Source organism: Marinobacter sp. (assembly GCF_044799475.1).
In the GTDB taxonomy this organism is placed as follows: Bacteria; Pseudomonadota; Gammaproteobacteria; order Pseudomonadales; family Oleiphilaceae; genus Marinobacter.
In genome coordinates this window covers 3445666-3466148 of record NZ_CP085217.1, presented here as the reverse complement: position 1 = coordinate 3466148, position 20483 = coordinate 3445666, and the positions used below count along the sequence as shown (strand labels likewise).

At 57.2% G+C, this 20483-nt stretch carries 15 protein-coding genes; all 15 read left to right on the top strand.

What is annotated here, in order from left to right; all coding sequences use genetic code 11:
- The first annotated feature begins 66 nt into the window (after positions 1 to 66).
- A complete protein-coding gene (locus LG327_RS15925) occupies positions 67 to 936 on the top strand; it encodes a carbon-nitrogen hydrolase family protein (protein ID WP_404363394.1) in 870 nt (289 codons plus the stop codon).
- 249 nt (positions 937 to 1185) lie between these two features.
- Positions 1186 to 2652, top strand: coding sequence for a biotin carboxylase (locus tag LG327_RS15920; RefSeq protein ID WP_404363392.1), 1467 nt, complete (start codon positions 1186 to 1188; stop codon positions 2650 to 2652).
- A 67-nt stretch (positions 2653 to 2719) separates the two neighbouring features.
- Positions 2720 to 3724: a C45 family autoproteolytic acyltransferase/hydolase gene (locus LG327_RS15915; protein WP_404363390.1), complete on the top strand. Its 1005-nt coding sequence runs from the start codon at positions 2720 to 2722 to the stop codon at positions 3722 to 3724.
- A gap of 95 nt (positions 3725 to 3819) precedes the next feature.
- The gene (locus LG327_RS15910; RefSeq protein ID WP_404363388.1) at positions 3820 to 6606 is read left to right on the top strand and encodes an aminotransferase class I/II-fold pyridoxal phosphate-dependent enzyme; all 2787 of its coding nucleotides are present in this window, start codon (positions 3820 to 3822) and stop codon (positions 6604 to 6606) included.
- A 131-nt stretch (positions 6607 to 6737) separates the two neighbouring features.
- Positions 6738 to 7592, top strand: coding sequence for a formyltetrahydrofolate deformylase (gene purU, locus LG327_RS15905; protein ID WP_404369485.1), 855 nt, complete (start codon positions 6738 to 6740; stop codon positions 7590 to 7592).
- 107 nt (positions 7593 to 7699) lie between these two features.
- The gene (gyrA, locus tag LG327_RS15900; RefSeq protein WP_404363386.1) at positions 7700 to 10333 is read left to right on the top strand and encodes a DNA gyrase subunit A; all 2634 of its coding nucleotides are present in this window, start codon (positions 7700 to 7702) and stop codon (positions 10331 to 10333) included.
- Positions 10334 to 10391: 58 nt separating this feature from the next.
- Entirely contained in the window at positions 10392 to 11474 is a 1083-nt protein-coding gene (gene serC, locus LG327_RS15895; protein ID WP_404369482.1) for a 3-phosphoserine/phosphohydroxythreonine transaminase, read from the top strand.
- Between the two features lie 2 nt (positions 11475 to 11476).
- The gene (gene pheA / locus LG327_RS15890) at positions 11477 to 12574 is read left to right on the top strand and encodes a prephenate dehydratase (RefSeq protein WP_404363384.1); all 1098 of its coding nucleotides are present in this window, start codon (positions 11477 to 11479) and stop codon (positions 12572 to 12574) included.
- A gap of 71 nt (positions 12575 to 12645) precedes the next feature.
- Complete coding sequence (gene hisC / locus LG327_RS15885; protein ID WP_404363383.1) at positions 12646 to 13779, top strand: histidinol-phosphate transaminase; 1134 nt, start codon at positions 12646 to 12648, stop codon at positions 13777 to 13779.
- The gene (locus tag LG327_RS15880; RefSeq protein ID WP_404363381.1) at positions 13772 to 15997 is read left to right on the top strand and encodes a bifunctional prephenate dehydrogenase/3-phosphoshikimate 1-carboxyvinyltransferase; all 2226 of its coding nucleotides are present in this window, start codon (positions 13772 to 13774) and stop codon (positions 15995 to 15997) included. Before hisC ends, LG327_RS15880 begins: the two co-directional genes overlap by 8 nt.
- A 3-nt stretch (positions 15998 to 16000) precedes the next feature.
- On the top strand, positions 16001 to 16681 hold the full coding sequence (gene cmk / locus LG327_RS15875; protein WP_404363379.1) for a (d)CMP kinase: 681 nt from the start codon (positions 16001 to 16003) through the stop codon (positions 16679 to 16681).
- Between the two features lie 126 nt (positions 16682 to 16807).
- Entirely contained in the window at positions 16808 to 18502 is a 1695-nt protein-coding gene (gene rpsA, locus LG327_RS15870) for a 30S ribosomal protein S1 (protein WP_404363377.1), read from the top strand.
- A 131-nt stretch (positions 18503 to 18633) separates the two neighbouring features.
- A complete protein-coding gene (locus LG327_RS15865) occupies positions 18634 to 18930 on the top strand; it encodes an integration host factor subunit beta (protein WP_404363376.1) in 297 nt (98 codons plus the stop codon).
- Positions 18931 to 19006: 76 nt separating this feature from the next.
- Positions 19007 to 19309 (top strand): LapA family protein, encoded by a 303-nt coding sequence (locus LG327_RS15860; RefSeq protein ID WP_404363374.1) that lies wholly within the window; start codon positions 19007 to 19009, stop codon positions 19307 to 19309.
- Complete coding sequence (lapB, locus tag LG327_RS15855) at positions 19309 to 20481, top strand: lipopolysaccharide assembly protein LapB (RefSeq protein ID WP_404363372.1); 1173 nt, start codon at positions 19309 to 19311, stop codon at positions 20479 to 20481. Before LG327_RS15860 ends, lapB begins: the two co-directional genes overlap by 1 nt.
- Positions 20482 to 20483 lie beyond the last annotated feature (2 nt).

The following is a 20483-nucleotide window of genomic DNA, read 5'->3' as shown; positions in this document are numbered from 1 at the left end:
TGAATGTCTTTCTGTTTTCCCCGATGGAGACATTCTCTTCGATGTATCACTTTACCGAGGGATTCAATGTCCTATTTCACGATCGCCGGGGTACAGATGCACGCCCTGCACCACGGTGACAACACCGAAACCATGCGCCACCGCATTGACCTCCTCATGTCCCGCTTTCCGCAGGTGCAGATGGTGCTGTTCAGCGAACTGGTCGTCACCGGTGCTTCTACCCATCACGCAGAACCCATGCCCAGCAGCAAGGAACACCTGTTCTGCGAGATGGCGAGACATCATGGCATCTGGCTTATTCCCGGTTCCATGTTCGAGCGGGTTGATGACAAAATCTATAACACCCTGAGTGTCATCAGTCCCGAAGGCGAAGTGGTGTGCCGCTATCGCAAGATGTTTCCCTTCCGCCCTTACGAAGAGGGAGTGGAGGCGGGTAACGAGTTTGTGGTCTTTGATGTGCCAGGTGTTGGCCGCTTCGGCGTCTCCATCTGTTATGACATGTGGTTCCCTGAAACCACCCGCACTCTCGCCGCCATGGGTGCAGAAGTCATACTCCATCCCACCATGACGGACACCATAGACCGGGATATTGAACTGGCCATTGCGCGCACCAATGCCGCTATTAACCAGTGTTTCTTCTTTGACATTAATGGCGCCGGTGCCATGGGCAATGGTCGTTCCATCGTTGTGGGACCCTCCGGTGACGTCATCCACCAGTCTGGTATCGGAGACGAAATCGTACCCATTGAAGTGGACATGCAACGGGTTCGCCGTGAGCGTGAGCGCGGACTGCGTGGCCTGGGGCAGCCACTGAAGAGTTTCCGGGACCGTGAGGTGGATTTTTCTCTGTACCGCAGTGAAAACGGATCCAGTCCGTTCCTGGACAGCCTCGGCCCCCTGGGAAAGCCGGTGAGAGATGAACTGCCCAAATACTGAATGATGCTCGCGTTCTGATCTGGCGCGGCCAACACGGAGAAAAGCATGGTACGAGAACTGCTGAACATGCTGCGTCGGCAGGTTGCGGGCTGGCTTTCACCGGATGGAGAGCAGCGTCCGGTGTCGGCTTCACCGAAATCTGAAGGTCGACACCACGAACCCGTTAAACCGAAGAATGGATCGTCCAGTGCCAAAGCGGATCGATCCAGTAAAACCAGACAGGACAGCCCCATTACAGGAGTGAGGGATATGAGCACAATAAAAAGCATTTCTGATATTCGTCGTTATTTCCACAACAACAAGGAACCGGTCTATTTCATCTCCGCAACCAACTTTAATCTGCTGGGTATCGGGGACTGGGTCGGCAATTTCCGTCATATCAATTATATCGACTGTTTCGACGGCAAGCAGAAGAACGTATTTGTGCCCAAAGAGAAGTTCCCCAGGGACTTCGAGAGCATCGAAGACATCAACAACTACCTTCTGGAACACAAGGAGGTGATCGACTACCTCCAGTCCCGGGGCGGCACTGGCACTGCCGCTTTTCTGATGTTCGATGAGCACACGGAAGAGATCTGTGAGCAGCTTGGCCTGAAGATTGCGTTTCCCCCTGCAAAGCTGCGTTCGCGAATGGACAACAAGATTGAGACAGTGCGCATAGGCAACAAGGTGGGCGTGCCCAGTGTTCCGAATGTTCTGGCCAAGGTTGACAGCTACGAGCATCTGACGGAAGTCAGCAAGCCCCTGAACACCACTGATCTGGTGATCCAGTCCGCCTACGGTGACTCCGGCCATACCACCTTCTTCGTTTCCAATGAAGACGAATATTACAAGTACGCCGAAGAGATCGAAGCCGAGCCCGAAGTCAAGATCATGAAACGCATCAACTGCCGGGGCTCTGCCATAGAGGCCTGTACCACCCGCTGCGGCACAGTGGTTGGCCCGCTGATGACTGAACTGGTGGGTTTCAAGGCACTGACGCCCTACAAGGGTGGCTGGTGCGGCAACGAAATGTTCTCGGGCGCCTTTTCCCAGGAAGTTCGCGACAAGGCCCGTGAATACACCTTCCAGTATGGTGAAGCGCTGCGCGAAGAAGGCTACCGGGGTTATTTCGAACTCGACTTCCTGATTGATCAGGATACCGAGGAGGTTTTCCTTGGCGAACTCAATCCCCGTGTTACCGGTGCCAGTTCCCTCACCAACGTAGCCGCCTTCGCCCACTCCGATGTGCCCCTGTTCCTTTTCCACCTGCTGGAATTTTCAGGAGAGGACTTTGATGTCGATATCGAGGAACTGAATGAGCGCTGGTCCCATCCCGAGAGCATCGACAGCTGGAGCCAGCTTGTCATCAAGCACACAGATGAGTCAGTGGATCTGCTGACCAAAGCGCCGGAATCCGGTGTCTGGAAGATGGCGGGTGACGGCAGTATCAGCTATGACCATTACAGCTATCATCCTCATGCGGCAGAGAGTGAGCAGGAAGCCTTCTTCATGCGCATTAGCGGCGTTGGCGATTTCCGCTACGAAGGCGCCGATCTGGGCATTCTGATAACCCGTGGCCGCCTGATGGACGATGACTTCCAGTTGACCCCCCGGGCCAAGGCCTGGATTGACGGCATCCGTGGCCAGTTCAGCGGCCAGGCCCTGCAGGACCCTGCAGTCGAGGCAGTGGCGGTCAATCACGCCATTGGCGGCGGCAACTTCAAGATCCTGTGATGACGGCGTCAGGACGGGGGCTGCTGCCCCCGTCAGCCCTTACGCCGGATCCGGCGGTGCCCGAAGAATGAAAAAACAGAAGCGTCTTGTTTTCAGCGCCATCCAGGAAGCGATGCCCGGAGACAAATGGCAGGCTCTTTTTGAGCTTCACTGGCCAGCCTTCGAACGCTGGTACCTGTCGGAAACCGAGCGTGAGCGGCCCAGTTATCTGGCCTGCTACAACGCGCTGAACAAACACATGCCAGAGCTGGTGCCCACCTACACAAGGCTCTGTGAGCTCACCGGGGGCGGCGACCTTCCCGCCCGCATGCTCAGCCTTTACCGGCCGCCGCCCTATATTACCGGTTGCTCCCAGGCTGTGCTGGCCAATGCCAGCAGCAACATTCTGGTGCGGAACTACGACTACCCCCCGGAGCTATGTGAGGGGACCATTCTCTCCACTTGCTGGAACGGTCGCCGGGTTATCGCCATGTCAGACTGCCTCTGGGGGGTCCTTGACGGCATCAACGACAGTGGTCTCACGGTGTCACTGGCTTTTGGCGGTCGCAAAACCGTGGGTGATGGCTTTGGTGCGCCCATAATTCTGCGCTATATCCTCGAGTTCTGTGATACCACCGATCAGGCGGCGGCGGTACTTGCGCGGGTGCCGACTCACATGGCCTACAATATAACGGTGAACGACGCCCAGGGCCGCTACATAACGGCAATGATCGGGCCGGACCGGCCGGCCACAATAAGGCGCCTGCCCGTGGCGACCAATCACCAGAAAAAAATCGAATGGTACGCTCATGCCCTGGCCTCCGAGACCCTGATCAGGGAACGACAGCTGGCGATTCTGGTAGATGATGAGGCCACAACCCGGGAAAGGCTGATCTCGGCCTTTTTCTCGCCGCCGCTTTTTCGCAGTGACTACAGGCGCGGACTGGGCACTATCTACACTGCCGTCTACTATCCTAATGAAGGACGTGCCACTTATTACTGGGCAGATCATTCGATTGACCTGTCATTTGATCACTTTGAGGAGGTAACTCTGGACATCCGCTACATCAGTCATGCTGACGTTCTGGAATAACCCGGACGTTTCAGTCGAAAGCGACTTGTCCTGTAATGCAGTGCCAGCTTTAGGGCATTACAGGGGGCATTCACGACTTCGGGACAGCAGGTAACATGATGAATGAGACGACGGAATCAGAAGCGGCCTACAGCGCACTCGGGTTTTACCACAAGATTTCCCAGTTGCGGGCGGATACATGGAATGCACTCAAGCGGGATCTGGGCCGCCTGGTGAGAACCGCGGACGAAGTCGAGACCAGACATCTGGTCAAGTCGGTTGATGTCAAACTGACCCGACTGGAAATCATCGAGGATTATCATGCCTTTCCCTCGAAAGAGGATTTCCACCACGTCTGGACCCTGTTTCACAATGCCGAATACGGGGCGCTTGAAAAGGTGGTCAAGCGCCTCGTGCGCACCCTCATCAGTGAGTCCTACCGGCGTCGCCATGTGGATCTGAGTGACAGCGATTCCGAGTCCGAGGATCTGGAGGCTCTGGATGCTCTGGCTCAGCTGCGCCGGGGTCATCCCACCTCAAACAGCTCGTCGCAGCCATATTTTGAATTGCTGATTGTGGACGCCATGTCCCGTCAGGAAGAGGAAGTGGTACGCGAGGCTTTCCACAGCCTGAGGCGCCCGGAAGACAAGTTCATCTATGACGTGGTGACCGTCCGCAGCTTCGAAGACGCGCTCATTGCCATACTGGTGAATCCCAACATCCAGGCATGCCTTATCCGGTACGAGTTCCCCTACAAGTCGAAATACAATCTCAGTGCCCTGCGCAATTACCTTGAGGGCCTGTCCGAGATTGAGATGGGGAACAAGACCGAGGCGGACCGGAGCCTCCTTCTGGGCTCCATGATCCGGGAGATACGCCCGGAGATTGACCAGTTTCTGGTCACCAGCGGCGACGTTGAAGTGACTGCAAGCCGGGACATCCGGCACTTCAACCGCATTTTCTATCGGGAAACCGATTACATCGAACAGCATCACACCATCCTCCGGGCCATTGATGACCGTTACCGGACACCGTTTTTTGATGCGCTACGGGAATACAGCCGCAAGCCCACCGGCGTTTTCCATGCCATGCCAATATCAAGAGGCAAATCCGTAACCCGCTCCCACTGGGCCGGGCAGATGATTGATTTTTACGGCATCAACATCTTTCTTGCTGAAACCTCGGCCACCTCCGGGGGCCTGGACTCCCTGCTGCAGCCCTACGGGCCGATCAAGAAGGCCCAGGAGTATGCAGCCCGGGCATTTGGTTCCCGGCAGAGCTTCTTTGTGACCAACGGCACCTCCACCGCCAACAAGATTGTGGTTCAGGCCCTGATCAAACCGGGTGACATAGTGCTGGTGGACCGGGACTGCCACAAATCCCACCATTACGGGATGGTGCTCTCCGGTGCCCATGTGGTCTATCTGGATTCCTACCCTCTCAATGACTATTCCATGTACGGCGCCGTGCCCCTCCGGGAAATCAAGAAGTCACTGCTGGCGCTCAAACGCAACGGCCAGTTGCACAAGGTCAAGATGCTGTTGCTGACCAACTGCACCTTCGATGGCATCGTGTACAACGTGCGGCGGGTGATGGAGGAGTGCCTGGCCATCAAGCCGGATCTGGTGTTCCTCTGGGATGAGGCATGGTTTGCCTTTGCCACCTTCAATCCTACCTATCGGCCCCGTACCGCCATGCACGCCGCCCGGACCCTGAGGGACAGGTATTACAGCGAGGAGTACAAGAAGGAATACGCCGCCTGGAAGGAAGGTTTTGACAAACTGGATCCGGATGACGATGCCACCTGGCTGGATAACACCCTCATGCCTGATCCGGAAAAGACGCGCGTCAGGGCCTATGCCACCCATTCCACCCACAAGACGCTGACCTCCCTGCGTCAGGGCTCAATGATCCATGTCTATGATCAGGAATACCGGCAGAAGGTGGAAGCCACTTTCCACGAAGCCTATATGACCCATACCTCCACCTCGCCCAACTACCAGATCGTAGCTTCGCTGGATGTGGGCCGGATGCAGGCGGAAATGGAGGGGTTTGAGCTGGTGCACGCACAGGTGGAAGCCGCACTGTCCCTGCGGGAGCAGCTCTATACCAACCCCGTGCTGCAGAAATATTTCCGGGTACTGGTCAATAAGGACATGATACCTCTGGAGTTCCGCCAGTCCGGTATAGACACCTTTTACGACCCGGTGAGTGGGTGGAACAAGATGGAGGAGGCCTGGGCCAACGATGAGTTCGTGGTGGACCCCAGCCGAATCACCATGGCCATAGGCCTGACCGGCATCGACGGTGACACCTTCAAGAATGAATACCTTATGAATCAGTACGGCATCCAGATCAACAAGACCTCCCGCAATACCGTACTGTTCATGACCAATATTGGCACCAGCCGGGGGTCAATCGCCTATCTGCTGGACGTGCTGATCAAGCTTGCCAAGGGCTTCGACCGGCGCTGGGAGGAGAGCAGCCGTCCCGAGCGCAAGATTATCCAGCATCACGTGAAATCCCTGACTGAAGATCTGCCACCCCTGCCGGATTTCAGCCGCTTCCATGATGCCTTCAGACCCAGGAAAGACTCGGCGGAAGGAGATATCCGGAGGGCTTACTTCCTGAGCTACGACGAGGAAAACACCGAGTATCTGCGCTTTGACAACGAGGCCCTGCAGGAGGTTATGGGGCAGGGCAGGGATGTGGTGTCTGCCAGTTTTGTCATTCCCTATCCGCCCGGGTTTCCGGTGCTGGTGCCAGGGCAGGTGATCAGTGACCAGATTCTGGATTTTCTGCAGGCGCTGGATGTCACCGAAATCCATGGCTACCGGCCGGAACTCGGTCTGCTGGTGTTTACCGAGGAGGCCCTGAAAGCCACTGATAAATGCCGGGAGTGAGCGATCAAGGCGGGCCGGGGCAGCGGCTCATACCGTCGTATCTGCCATGAAGATAGGCTATCATGTCGGCCATTTTTGGCGCCGACATAAAGCAGTCTGCGCCTTTATCTGTAGAAGAGGGCAGTGTCTTCATGGAGCATACGTACCGTCTGGTGATTTCCTGTCCTGACCGGGTGGGAATAGTCGCAAAAGTCAGTAACTTTCTGACCAATTACAATGGCTGGATCACCGAAGCCAGCCATCACGCTGACAGCCAGGCTGGCTGGTTTTTCATGCGCCATGAAATCAGGGCCAGTTCCATGCCTTTCGGTCTTGAGCAGTTCCGCATGGCCTTCGAGCCCATCGCCCGCGAGTTTGACATGCACTGGCAGGTGACCGATTCCGCCCAGCCCAAGCGGGTGGTCCTGATGTGCAGCAGGGAGTCCCACTGTCTGTTCGACCTGCTACACCGCTGGCACAGCAGGGAGCTGAATGTCGAAGTGGTGGCGGTGGTGTCCAACCATGACGATCTCCGACGTATGGTGGACTGGCACGATATTCCTTTTCATCACGTTCCCGTCAACCGCGACAACCGCGAGGAGGCATTCGCTGAGGTCGGTCGGCTGTTTGACGCCTATCAGGCAGACGTGATCGTGCTTGCCCGCTACATGCAGATTCTGCCCCCGGAAGTGTGCGAGCGATACAGCGGTCGGGTGATCAACATTCACCATAGCTTCCTGCCCTCGTTTGCAGGTGCCCGGCCGTACCACCAGGCATACAGCCGCGGTGTGAAACTGATTGGAGCCACCTGTCATTACGTCACCCAGGACCTGGATGAAGGTCCCATCATTGAGCAGGATGTGATCCGGATAAATCACAGCGATTCCATCGAAGATATGGTCCGTCTCGGCAAGGACGTGGAAAAAAATGTGCTGGCGCGGGGGCTGCGGGCACACGTCGAAGACAGGGTCATCATCCACGAGAACAAAACCGTGGTATTTGGTTGATTTTTGTACATTGTTTGCCTGCCCAAAGCCGTACTTTGCAGCTTCGGATGTGTTATTATTAGCGGCTCAAAAAATGACTTCCAGCAAACGCAAAGGAACCTTTCTCGATGGGTGAATTAGCCAAAGAGATCCTGCCGGTTAATATTGAAGATGAGCTCAAACAGTCCTATCTCGATTACGCCATGAGCGTCATCGTCGGACGGGCGCTACCGGACGTTCGTGACGGCCTCAAGCCGGTTCATCGGCGTGTGCTTTTCGCCATGTCCGAGCTCAATAACGACTGGAACAAATCCTACAAGAAATCCGCCCGTGTGGTGGGTGACGTTATCGGTAAATATCACCCCCATGGTGATTCAGCCGTCTACGACACCATCGTTCGTATGGCGCAGCCATTCTCCCTGCGTTATCCGCTGGTGGACGGGCAGGGTAACTTCGGTTCCATTGACGGTGACAACGCAGCGGCCATGCGTTACACCGAAATCCGGATGAAGAAGATCGCCCACTCCCTGCTGGCTGATCTGGACAAGGAAACCGTGGATTTTGTGCCCAACTATGACGGCACGGAACAGATCCCGGATGTCATGCCGACCCGCATTCCGAACCTCCTGGTGAATGGCTCCTCAGGTATTGCCGTGGGCATGGCCACCAACATTCCACCCCACAACCTGACGGAAATCGTCAAGGGCTGTCTGGCGCTGATCGACAATCCGGACATGACCGTCGACGACCTGATGGAGTACATCCCCGGGCCGGACTTTCCCACAGAGGGCATCATCAACGGGCGCGCCGGTATTGTTGAAGCCTACCGTACCGGCCGTGGCCGTATCTATATCCGCGCCCGTCACGAAATCGAGCATGACAACAAGACCGGTAAGGACGCCGTCATCATTACCGAGCTGCCCTATCAGCTCAACAAGGCAAGGCTGATCGAAAAGATCGCCGAGCTGGTCAAGGAAAAGCGCCTTGAGGGCATTACCGAGCTGCGGGACGAATCCAACAAGGAAGGTATTCGGGTAGTGATCGAACTGCGCCGGGGTGAAAATCCCGACGTTGTGATCAACAACATGTTTGCCCACACCCAGCTTCAGACGGTGTTCGGTATCAACATGGTCGCGCTGATCAATGGCGAGCCCCGGATACTGAACCTGAAGGAAATGCTGGACGCCTTCGTCCGTCACCGTCGTGAGGTGGTTACCCGGCGCACTATCTATGAGCTGCGCAAGGCGCGCGAGCGGGGCCATATTCTTGAAGGCCTGTCTGTCGCACTGGCGAACATTGATGAAATCATCGCGCTGATCAAGGAATCACCTTCCTCCGCCGAGGCGAAGGAAAAGCTGATGGACCGTGGATGGTCCCCGGGTGGCGTTCTCGCCATGCTTGAGAAGGCGGGCGCCGATGTCTGTCGTCCTGATGATCTGCCGGAACACCTGGGGCTGCGCAATGGCCTCTATCACCTGTCACCTGACCAGGCCCAGGCCATTCTCGATCTGCGTCTGCACCGCCTGACCGGTCTTGAAACCGAAAAGCTGCAGAACGAATATCGCGAAATTGTTGAGAAAATTGCTGATCTTCTGGATATTCTTGGGGATCCGGAGCGTCTGTTGCAGGTTATCCGGGAAGAATTGCAGGCGGTGATGGAAGAGTATGGTGATGAGCGCCGTACAGAAATAACCAGCTCCAAGCGGGACCTGACCATTGCCGACCTGATCGACGAGGAGGATCTGGTGGTCACTATTTCCCATGGTGGCTACGCCAAGACCCAGGCAATCGAGGATTACCAGGCGCAGCGCCGTGGAGGCCGGGGCAAGGCCTCAACCTCGATGAAGGAAGAAGACTTCATCGAAAAGCTGCTGGTGGCCAACTCCCATGACACCATCCTTTGCTTCACCAGCCGGGGCAAGGTCTACTGGCTGAGGGTATTCGAAATTCCCAGGGCCAGCCGGGCTTCCCGTGGCCGACCCATGATCAACATCCTGCCTCTGGAAGAGGGCGAGCGCGTCACTACCTTCCTGCCGGTCCGCGATTATCCGGAAGGGCATTACGTCCTGATGGCGACGTCTGCGGGTATTGTCAAGAAGACACCTCTGCCCAACTTCTCGCGTCCCCGCTCCAGTGGACTGATCGCCCTCTCACTGGATGAGGGTGACACCCTGATCGGTGCGGCAATCACTGCGGGTGATGCCGAGGTGATGCTGTTCTCCACCGCCGGCAAGGCTGTGCGCTTTCAGGAAGACCAGATCCGTCCCCTGAGTCGGACTGCCCGCGGCGTTCGTGGTATCCGGATGCCGGAAGAGCACAGTGTAGTATCGCTGATCATCCCCCAGGAAAACGGCGTGATTCTCACCGCGAGCGAAAACGGCTACGGCAAGCGTACGCAGCTGGAGGAATTCCCTGCCTATAATCGCGGTAGCCAGGGTGTTATCGCCATGCAGTGTTCCGACCGGAACGGCAATCTGGTCGCCGCGCTGCAGCTTTTTGACGGCGACGAAATGATGCTGATCTCCGACAAGGGTACGCTGGTGCGCACACGGTGTGACGAAGTGTCCGTGCTGAGCCGGAACACCCAGGGCGTGCGGCTGATCAAACTGAGTCAGGAAGACGAGCGTCTTGTGGGTGTCGAACGCATCGCGGATACCGGCGAAGAGGCGCTGGAAGACGAGGCGGAAGGCGTGGTTGCAAGTGACGGGGCTGGCAGCACAGGTGAAGGTGCCGGCGAAGAAGAGGGTGCCGGCGAAGAGTAAGCCGGTCCTGCCCGTTCGGTTTTCCTGCGGACAATGGAACAGATGAGATCAGATGGCGATGAGAAGGGCGTACAACTTTTGTGCAGGACCGGCGACTCTGCCGGAAAGCGTGCTTCAGCAGGCCAGCGACGAGATGCTGAACTGGCGCGGCAGCGGTATGTCGGTGATGGAAATGAGTCACCGCAGCGACGAGTTCGTGGCGATTGCTGAAGCCGCTGAAAAGGATCTGCGTGAGCTGGCCGGAGTACCCGACGACTACGCTGTCCTGTTCATGCAGGGGGGTGCCAGTAGTCAGTTCGCCACGGTTCCGCTGAATCTGCTGGGCGACAGGACATCCGCCGATTACATCGATACCGGTATCTGGTCACAGAAGGCCATCGCCGAGGCCCGTCGCTACGCCAGCGTCAATGTTGCGGCCAGCAGCAGGGCAGGAGGTTATGTGGATATACCGGATCAGGATGAGTGGCAGCCTGACCCGCACGCGGCCTATCTGCACTACACCCCCAATGAAACCATTGGTGGGCTGGAATTCGATTTCGTTCCGGACAGTGGGGATGTGCCGCTTGTTGCGGATATGTCTTCCACCATTCTTTCCCGTCCGCTCGATGTATCCCGCTTTGGCCTGATCTATGCCGGTGCCCAGAAGAATATAGGTCCGTCCGGACTGGTGGTGGTCATTGTCAGACGGGATCTGCTGGGCAAAGCGAGAAAGGAAACGCCGACCATGATGGACTACAGGGTGACGGCGGACCACGGTTCCATGTACAACACTCCGTCAACCTATTCCTGGTACCTTGCCGGTCTGGTGTTCCAGTGGCTCAAAGAGCAGGGTGGCGTGACGGCCATGGGCGAAACCAATGCGCGCAAGGCGCGCAAGCTTTATGGTTTCATTGATCGTAGCGATTTCTACTCCAATCCCATTGCCCCCCGCTTCCGGTCCTGGATGAATGTGCCATTCATCCTTGCCGACGAGGCCCTCAATGGTGCATTCGTGAGAGGGGCGGAAGAGCGCGCGCTACTGAACCTGAAAGGTCACAGATCTGTCGGGGGCATGCGTGCGAGTATCTATAATGCCATGCCGGAAGCCGGGGTGGACGCGCTCATCGACTACATGACCGTGTTTGAAAAGGAGCGTGCCTGATCATGACGGACGAGCAGACCCGGCTTGCCGAACTCCGCGACGAAATCGACCGGCTCGACCAGAAGGTCATGGAGCTGATCAGCGCCCGGGCGGCATGCGCCCAGGAAGTGGCCCGGGTAAAAATGGAAGCACATCCGGGAGAGGATGTGTTTTTCTATCGGCCGGAGCGTGAGGCCCGTGTCCTTCGGCGTATAAAGGAACAGAATCCCGGTCCGTTGTCTGGCGAGGAAATGGCCCGCCTGTTCCGCGAGATCATGTCTGCGTGTCTGGCCCTGGAAAAGCCCATGCACATCGCGTTTCTGGGTCCGGCCGGTACTTTTACCCAGTCGGCGGCTCTCAAGCACTTCGGGCACTCGGTAATCAGTGTGCCCCTGCCGGCCATAGATGCCGTGTTCCGGGAGGTGGAGTCGGGCGCGGCTCATTACGGCGTAGTGCCGGTGGAAAATTCAACCGAAGGCATGATCAACCACACCCTCGACATGTTCATGCATTCGCCGCTGAAAATCTGTGGTGAGGTGCAGCTACGGATTCATCATCACCTGCTGGCGGCACAGGGCACTGACGGCCAGGCCATTACCCGTATCTACTCCCACCAGCAGTCCTTTGCACAGTGCCGGCAATGGCTGGACGCCCACCGTTACGGCATTGAACGGGTGACCGTGAGCAGCAATGCCGAAGCGGCCCGTCGTGCCGCGGAAGAACCCGGTACGGCAGCTATTGCCGGGGATATGGCTGCAGAGCTTTACGGTCTGAAAAAGCTGTCCGACAAGATCGAAGACAGGCCTGATAATACAACCCGCTTTCTGATCATCGGTCGCGAAGAGGTCAGCCCCAGCGGTCACGACAAGTCCTCCATCCTGGTCTCCATGCGTAACAGGGCTGGTGCTCTCTATCAGCTTCTCGAGCCCTTCCACCGCCATAACATAAGCCTGACCCGCATAGAAACCCGACCCTCGCCGAGCGGAACCTGGGCTTATGTGTTCTATATTGATTTTGAAGGCCATATGGAAGACGAAGGAGTGCGCCGGGTGCTGGCGGAAATCGATGAAGAGGCAGTTGAACTCAAGCGCCTTGGGTCTTATCCCATCGGGGTTCTATAGCCATTACCGGTGCAGGTCCTGGAGCACGGACCGTACTGAAAGGCCGGTGAGCCGGTCAGGGGGAGCGAATCATGCCAATCGATTATCAGACCCTTGCCGTTGAGGGGGTTCAGGGGCTCATGCCCTATCAGCCGGGCAAACCCATAGACGAACTGGCCCGGGAGCTTGGCCTTGATCCAGACAGTATCGTCAAGCTGGCCAGCAACGAGAATCCGCTGGGGCCAAGCCCTCTTGCAGTTGAGGCCGCCAGAGACGCCCTGGGCACCCTCTGTCGTTATCCCGACGGCAATGGCTTTAACCTCAAGGCACGGCTGGCCAGCCGCCTCGGGGTTGGCCCGGCTCAGATCACCCTGGGCAATGGATCCAACGATGTTCTGGAAATCATAGCGCGGAGCTTCGCCAGCCATGACAGCGAGGTGATCTTTTCCCAGCACGCCTTCGCAGTCTATCCCCTCGTTACCCGGGCTCTCGGTGCCCGGGGCGTGGAGGTGCCGGCCCGGCACTGGGGGCACGACCTGGACGCCATGGCTGAAGCCGTCACCAGCAACACCCGGCTGATTTTTGTTGCCAATCCGAATAACCCCACTGGCACGGCCCACGACAGCCAGACTATCGAAGCTTTTCTGGGCAAAATACCCGAAGAAGTGCTTGTGGTTCTGGATGAGGCCTACTTCGAATACCTGGAGGGGGAGGACTTCCCAGATGGCGTTGCGCTACTGGAGAATTTTCCCAATCTGATCGTCACCCGGAGTTTCTCCAAGGCCTGGGGCCTGGCGGCATTGCGGGTAGGGTACAGTGTTTCCTCCGCAGCCATTGCCGATATCCTGAACCGTGTCCGCCAGCCCTTCAATGTCGACTCCGTTGCTCTGGCGGCGGCAACCGCCGTGCTGGATGACGAAGATTACCTGGCGCGTTCCCGGCAGACGAACCGTGAAGGAATAAAACAGCTTGAGGAAGGGTTTCAGGCCTTGGGTCTTGACTATATTCCCTCCGCCGGCAATTTCGTCACGGTGGATACAGGAGAAGAGGCGGGCGCAGTCTTTCAGCGCCTGCTGGCCCGGGGGATTATCGTTCGTCCGATTGCCGGTTACGGCATGCCCGCCCATCTCAGGGTTTCTGTGGGCCTGGCATCTGAAAACCGACGGTTTCTGGAGGCACTTCCGGAAGCCATCAGTCCGGTAGTTGATGAGACGCTCCATGGCTGAACCCGGAGTCCTGTTCCGCCGTGTTGCCGTCATTGGTCTGGGCCTGATTGGCGGGTCCCTTGCCAGCGCCATCCGCCGCGGTCACCTGGCGGAGTGGGTCGTGGGCGCAGACCAGCGGGGCGATGACCTCACTCTGGGGCTGAAGCTGGGCATCATTGACGAAGCGGCGGAATCCGTGGCTGCGGCAGTGAAGGGTGCCGACCTGGTTGTGGTTGCCGTTCCCGTGCGCTCCACGGAAGAGGTCCTGCGAGAGATCAAACCCTGGCTGGAAGAGGGCGCCCTGCTAACCGATGTGGGCAGCACCAAGGCCAGTTTTGTCGATGCGGTTGCGACGGTCTTTGGATCCTGCCCGGTGTCGGTGATTCCGGGCCACCCTATAGCAGGCTCCGAAAAGAGTGGCATCACCGCAGCCAATCCGGATCTGTTCCTTGGCCACAAGGTGATACTCACACCTCCGGAACCGGTGGACCCGGTCCTGCTGCGCCGGCTCAGCAATCTGTGGGAGGGCTGTGGCGCCAGAGTTCTGACCATGTCGGTGGCGCACCATGACGAGGTGTTGGCGGCCACCAGTCATCTGCCCCATCTTATCGCCTTTTCCCTGGTGGACACGCTGGCGGGAGAAGACGAGAATCTCGACATATTTCGCTACGCCGCCGGTGGCTTCCGGGACTTTACCCGTATTGCAGCCAGCGATCCGGTGATGTGGCATGACATATTTCTTTCCAATCAGCAGGCTGTGTTGCGGGTCATTGATCATTTCACCCATGACCTCGGCCTTCTGAGAACCGCCATTGCGGAGCAGGATAGCGCTACCATGCTGCGGGTCTTCAGTCGTGCCAAGGCGGCGCGGGATCATTTTTCCAGGATGCTTTCAGGAAAGGCCTACGTGACTACCACCAGTGAAAAGCAGATAACCTTCCATCTCAGTCCCGGCGGCAGCGTGAGCGGGGACATCCGGGTTCCCGGCGACAAGTCCATTTCCCATCGCTCCATCATGCTTGGTGCCCTCGCTGACGGTATCACCGAGGTCAAGGGCTTTCTTGAGGGCGAGGACAGCCTTGCGACCCTGCAGGCTTTCCGTGACATGGGGGTAACCATCGAGGGGCCGGATAACGGTCACGTCCGCATTCACGGGGCAGGAGTTGATGGCCTGCAGGCGCCAAGAGGCCCTCTCTATCTTGGTAATTCAGGCACCGCCATGCGACTGTTCTCAGGACTTCTCGCTCCTCAGCGCTTTGATTCCGAGCTCACCGGAGATGCCAGTCTTACCAAACGCCCGATGGGGCGGGTTGCGGACCCTCTGAAATCCATGGGGGCCCTCATCACGACTGCCGAGGGCGGCCGTCCGCCACTGAAGATTAAGGGCGGTCAGAAGCTCCGGGGCATTCACTACGATATGCCGGTGGCCAGCGCCCAGGTCAAGTCCTGCCTGTTGCTGGCGGGACTGTATGCCGAAGGAACCACCTCGGTAACCGAGCCGGCGCCCACCCGGGATCACACCGAGCGCATGCTTGCGGGATTCGGGTATGAAGTCCGTCGCGACGGTGCTACAGCCAGCGTCACCGGCGGCGGGCGCCTGACTGCCACCACCATTGATGTACCGGCGGACATCTCCTCCGCTGCCTTCTTCCTGGTAGCCGCGAGCATCGCGCCGGGCTCGGACCTGACCCTGCGTCACGTGGGCATGAATCCCACCCGGGTTGGGGTGATCAACATACTGCGTCTGATGGGTGCCAGCATTGAGGTCCTTGACGAGCGGGAGGTCGGGGGTGAGCCGGTGGCGGATCTGAGAGTCCGGTCATCTGCTCTGCAGGGTATAGATATTCCGCTCAGCGACGTGCCCCTGGCCATTGATGAGTTCCCGGTGCTGTTCATTGCTGCAACCTGTGCCAGTGGTACGACGGTGCTGCGTGGCGCCGAGGAACTGCGGGTAAAGGAGAGCGACCGTATCCAGGTGATGGCGGACGGGCTTGCCAGGCTTGGTGTCGTCACTGAAGTTACGGAAGATGGCATCGTCATAAAGGGTGCGCAGAAGATTGGCGCAGGCCGCGTGGATAGCCACGGTGACCATCGCATTGCCATGGCCTTTGCAGTGGCTTCCCTCGTGTCAGAGGGTGACATTGAAGTTACTGACTGTGCCAATGTAGCCACGTCATTCCCCGGCTTCGTCGAGCTTGCCGGCGGTGTTGGAATCAATATCCGCACGACAGGAGAGTGAGCAATGGCAGATCCACAGGCTCCGGTTATCACTGTTGATGGCCCCGGAGGCGCAGGAAAGGGCACAATCACCCAGATGCTGGCACGACAGCTTGGCTGGCATCTGCTCGATAGTGGCGCCCTGTATCGACTGACTGCGCTGGCGGCTCTGCGTCGTGGCGTCTCCCTGGAGGATGTTGACCGTCTGGTCGAGGTGGCCGCCGCGCTCGATGTGGCTTTTGAGCCCACAGCGCCGGGGGAGCCGGTGAGGGTTTTCCTTGAGGGCGAGGATGTCACCTCTGAAGTTCGCACCGAAGCCTGTGGCGATAATGCCTCTCAGGTGGCCGTGATTCAGCCGGTCCGGGATGCTCTTCTGCAGCGGCAGAGGGATTTCCAGCAGGCGCCGGGTCTGGTAGCCGACGGCCGGGACATGGGGACAGTGGTGTTTCCGGAGGCGGATACCAAAATCTTCCTGACGGCCAGTGCCGAAGTCAGGGCAGAACGGCGTTATCGTCAGTTGAAGGATGCTGGCGTCGATGTTAATATTGAAACCCTTTTAGAAGAGATACGGGCGCGCGATGAACGGGACATGAACCGTTCTGCCGCTCCTCTCAGACCCGCTGAAGATGCGCAAGTCATTGATTCTACGGGGCTGAGTATAGAAGAGGTGCTGGACAGAGTCATGGCCGCAGCGGGCCAGACCTGACTGCATCTTTTTGTCGCTGGAAACCGGATGCAATGCTAACAGCCAGCCCTGGTTGTATCTGGTCACTTTTAACAGACCGTGTCGCTGGCAGCACGGAGTAAACTTGCGTTGATCATAGGACATATAATGAGCGAGAGCTTTGCGGATCTATTTGAAGAAAGCCTGAAAGAAATTGACATGCAGCCAGGTTCCATCGTCCAGGGAACCGTGGTTGATATCGACAGCGATTGGGTGACGGTAAACGCCGGCCTGAAGTCCGAAGGTGTGATTCCAGCCTCACAGTTCCTTAATGAAAAGGGTGAGATGGAAGTTCAGATCGGCGACGTTGTTGATGTGGCTCTCGATGCAGTGGAAGACGGCTTCGGTGAAACCCGCCTGTCACGTGAGAAAGCCAAGCGTGCCGAAGCCTGGAAAGTACTTGAGAAGTCTTTCGAAGCTGAAGAAGTCGTCAAGGGTGTGATCAACGGCAAGGTTAAAGGTGGCTTTACGGTCGATCTGGCCGGCATACGTGCGTTCCTCCCGGGCTCCCTGGTAGACGTTCGTCCGGTTCGTGACACAGCGCACCTGGAGAACAAGGAACTCGAATTCAAGGTCATCAAGCTGGACCAGAAGCGGAACAACGTGGTCGTTTCCCGTCGTGCCGTGCTGGAAGCTGAAAACAGCGCCGAGCGTGACGCGCTGCTTGAAACCCTGACCGAAGGTATGGAAATCAAGGGTATCGTCAAAAACCTCACAGACTACGGCGCATTCGTCGATCTGGGCGGTGTTGACGGCCTGCTGCACATCACCGATATGGCCTGGAAGCGTATCAAGCATCCGAGCGAAATCGTGAATGTCGGCGATGAGATCAACGTCAAGGTTCTGAAGTTTGACCGGGAGCGTAACCGTGTATCCCTGGGTCTGAAGCAGCTGGGTGAAGATCCATGGGTCGACATCAAGGGGCGTTATCCGGAAGGCAGCCGCGTCACGGCGCGTGTTACCAACCTGACAGATTACGGCTGTTTCGCCGAGCTGGAAGAGGGTGTGGAAGGTCTGGTTCACGTATCCGAAATGGACTGGACCAACAAGAACATCCATCCTTCCAAGGTTGTGCAGGTAGGTGATGAAGTCGAAGTCATGATTCTGGACATCGATGAAGAGCGTCGCCGTATTTCCCTGGGTATCAAGCAGTGTGTATCCAACCCCTGGGAAGACTTCTCCGGCAGATTCAACAAAGGTGACCGTATCTCCGGCAAGATCAAGTCGATCACGGATTTCGGTATCTTCATTGGTCTGGACGGTGGTATTGATGGTCTGGTTCACCTGTCAGACATCAGCTGGAATGAGACTGGCGAAGAAGCCGTTCGTGAGTACAAGAAGGGCGACGAAGTTGAAACCGTTATCCTTTCTGTGGACCCGGAGCGTGAGCGCATCTCCCTGGGCATCAAGCAGCTGGAAAGCGATCCATTCGCCGAGTTTGTTCAGCTGAATGACAAAGGCTCCATCGTAAAAGGCACTGTGTCTGCAATCGATGCGAAGGCTGCGACCATTGCTCTGAATGATGAAGTGGAAGCTGTCCTGAAAGCCTCCGAGATCAGCCGTGACCGCGTTGAAGACGCGCGCAACGTGCTGAACGAGGGCGATGAGGTCGAAGCGAAAATTATCAGCATTGATCGCAAGAACCGTGTGATCAACCTGTCCGTCAAGTCCAAGGATGTGGAAGACGACAAGCAGGCGCTGCAGAGTGTTCGTGAGAAAGCATCTGAAGGATCAAGCAGTGCCACCACTATCGGTGACCTGATCAAAGAGCAGATGCAGCAGCAAAACGCCAACAAGGATTAAAAATTCCGGTTGGTGATAAAAAAACGGGCTGTAACAGCCCGTTTTTTTTGTGTTTTTTTGCGATTTAGCTAAACTGTGGTCATGGCGTTGCGTTGCAGTTGGGCAATAAGAACGAAAAAGGAATCAACCTCATGACAAAGTCTGAACTGGTGGAGCTTATTGCATCCAAACAGGCCCAGCTTTCGGTGAAAGACGTCGAGCTGGCTGTGAAGACCATCATTGAACACATGTCCCAGTCGCTGGCGGAAGGTCAGCGTATTGAGATTCGCGGGTTTGGCAGTTTTTCCCTGCACCATCGCGCGGCCCGCACGGGTCGCAATCCCAAAACCGGGGAAGCCGTGCAACTGCCAGCCAAGCATGTGCCGCATTTCAAGCCGGGCAAGGAGCTTCGAGAGCAGGTCAACGACAGCATGAAAAAAGGCTATTAAGTGCTGGCTTGAACTGCCGGGGTTCTTTAAGGTAAGCGACTCCATTAAAGGAGTTGCAAGGGGAGCGGATTAGTCTATGGGCGGCATACAGAAGATCCTGATCATTCTGCTGGTTTTGTTCCTGGTGGTGATTGCCCTGGTGTTCTCCCTGAACAACCAGATGTCCGTATCCCTCAACTTCCTGCTGTTCGAGACAGAATCCCGCGGCGTGGCCATGTGGATAATTCTCGCCTTTGTTTTTGGTGCCATCACTGGTGCTGTTCTGACCCTGCTGGCCTCCCTCAGGACATCAGTTTCGAAGCGCAATCTGAAAAAGCGTCTCGACCGGGCAGAGCACTCATTGGAAAAATCCAGGAATCCCGCTGACCGGAAGAGCTGATGGATATCGTTTTTCAGTGGCTGCTATTGACGGTGGCGGTGGCTGCGGGCTGGTTTGTAGGCCGCTCGGGTCAGTCTTCCAGAGGGGCAGGTGGCGTTATATCCGACGAAACCTCTGTACGGGACCGGCTTCAGTTCCTTTTCACCAATTACTCAGACCAGGCGGTGGAAAACTTTGTGCAGTCTCTGGCGGTAAGCCGTGAGACTGTCAGCCTCCATCTCTCCATAGGCGCGCATTTTCGCCTGAAGGGCGAAAGTGACCGGGCCATTCTGATTCACCAGAATCTCCTCGCCAGGCCGGAGCTGCCCTCCCGATACACGCCCCAGGTGACGTTTGAGCTGGCTCTGGACTATCTTGCGGCCGGCCTGCTGGACAGGGCAGAAGCGCTGTTTCAGCAATTAATGGGGGATCGTGACTACGGCCGCAAGGCTTCAACCCAACTGATTGAGCTTTACCAGCAGGAACGGGAATGGGAAAAAGCCAGGAGAGTCGCCCAGACTCTCACGACCAGCGTTGCCGGACCGGAGCTGAGAACACAGTTGGCCTACCTTACCTGCGAAATGGCAGATGAAGCTCTGCGCAAAAATGATGACCGGTGGGCGGCCCAGAAGCTGGCACGAGAAGCTCTGGAATATGATCGCACCTGTGTCCGTGCCACATTTATCCTGGCCAGCCTTCAGCAACGCCAGGGCAGCTACAGGGATGCTGTCGGTACCCTGCTGAAGGTTTTCGATCAGAACCCGGAGTTCGGACCGGAGGCCGTGGACCGCGTAATGCGGCTTGAGAGGGAGCATGGTGATATAAGTCGTCTCGGGAAAAAGCTCCGCAAGTTGTACCATACCTGGCCGGGCACGAGTCTTCTGCTGGCTCTGGCTGAATCGGTCGAGCGCTCATCCGGTCGTCCAGCGGCGATTGAGCTGCTTCGGGCCGAGCTTGAAATCCGTCCCAGTGTCCGTGGCCTCCTGCGGCTGGTGGAGATGGCAGGCTATGAAAAAGGCATGACCACCGATGAGGGTCGCCTCGTAAGCCGGATCGGGCATCTTCTGCTTGCCAACCGCCCGGTTTACCGATGTGTCAGTTGCGGTTTCTCCGGTCAGCAACTGCACTGGCTCTGTCCCAGCTGTAAGCATTGGGAAACTGTCAGGCCAATCCAGGGTGTGGAGGCGGAGTGATA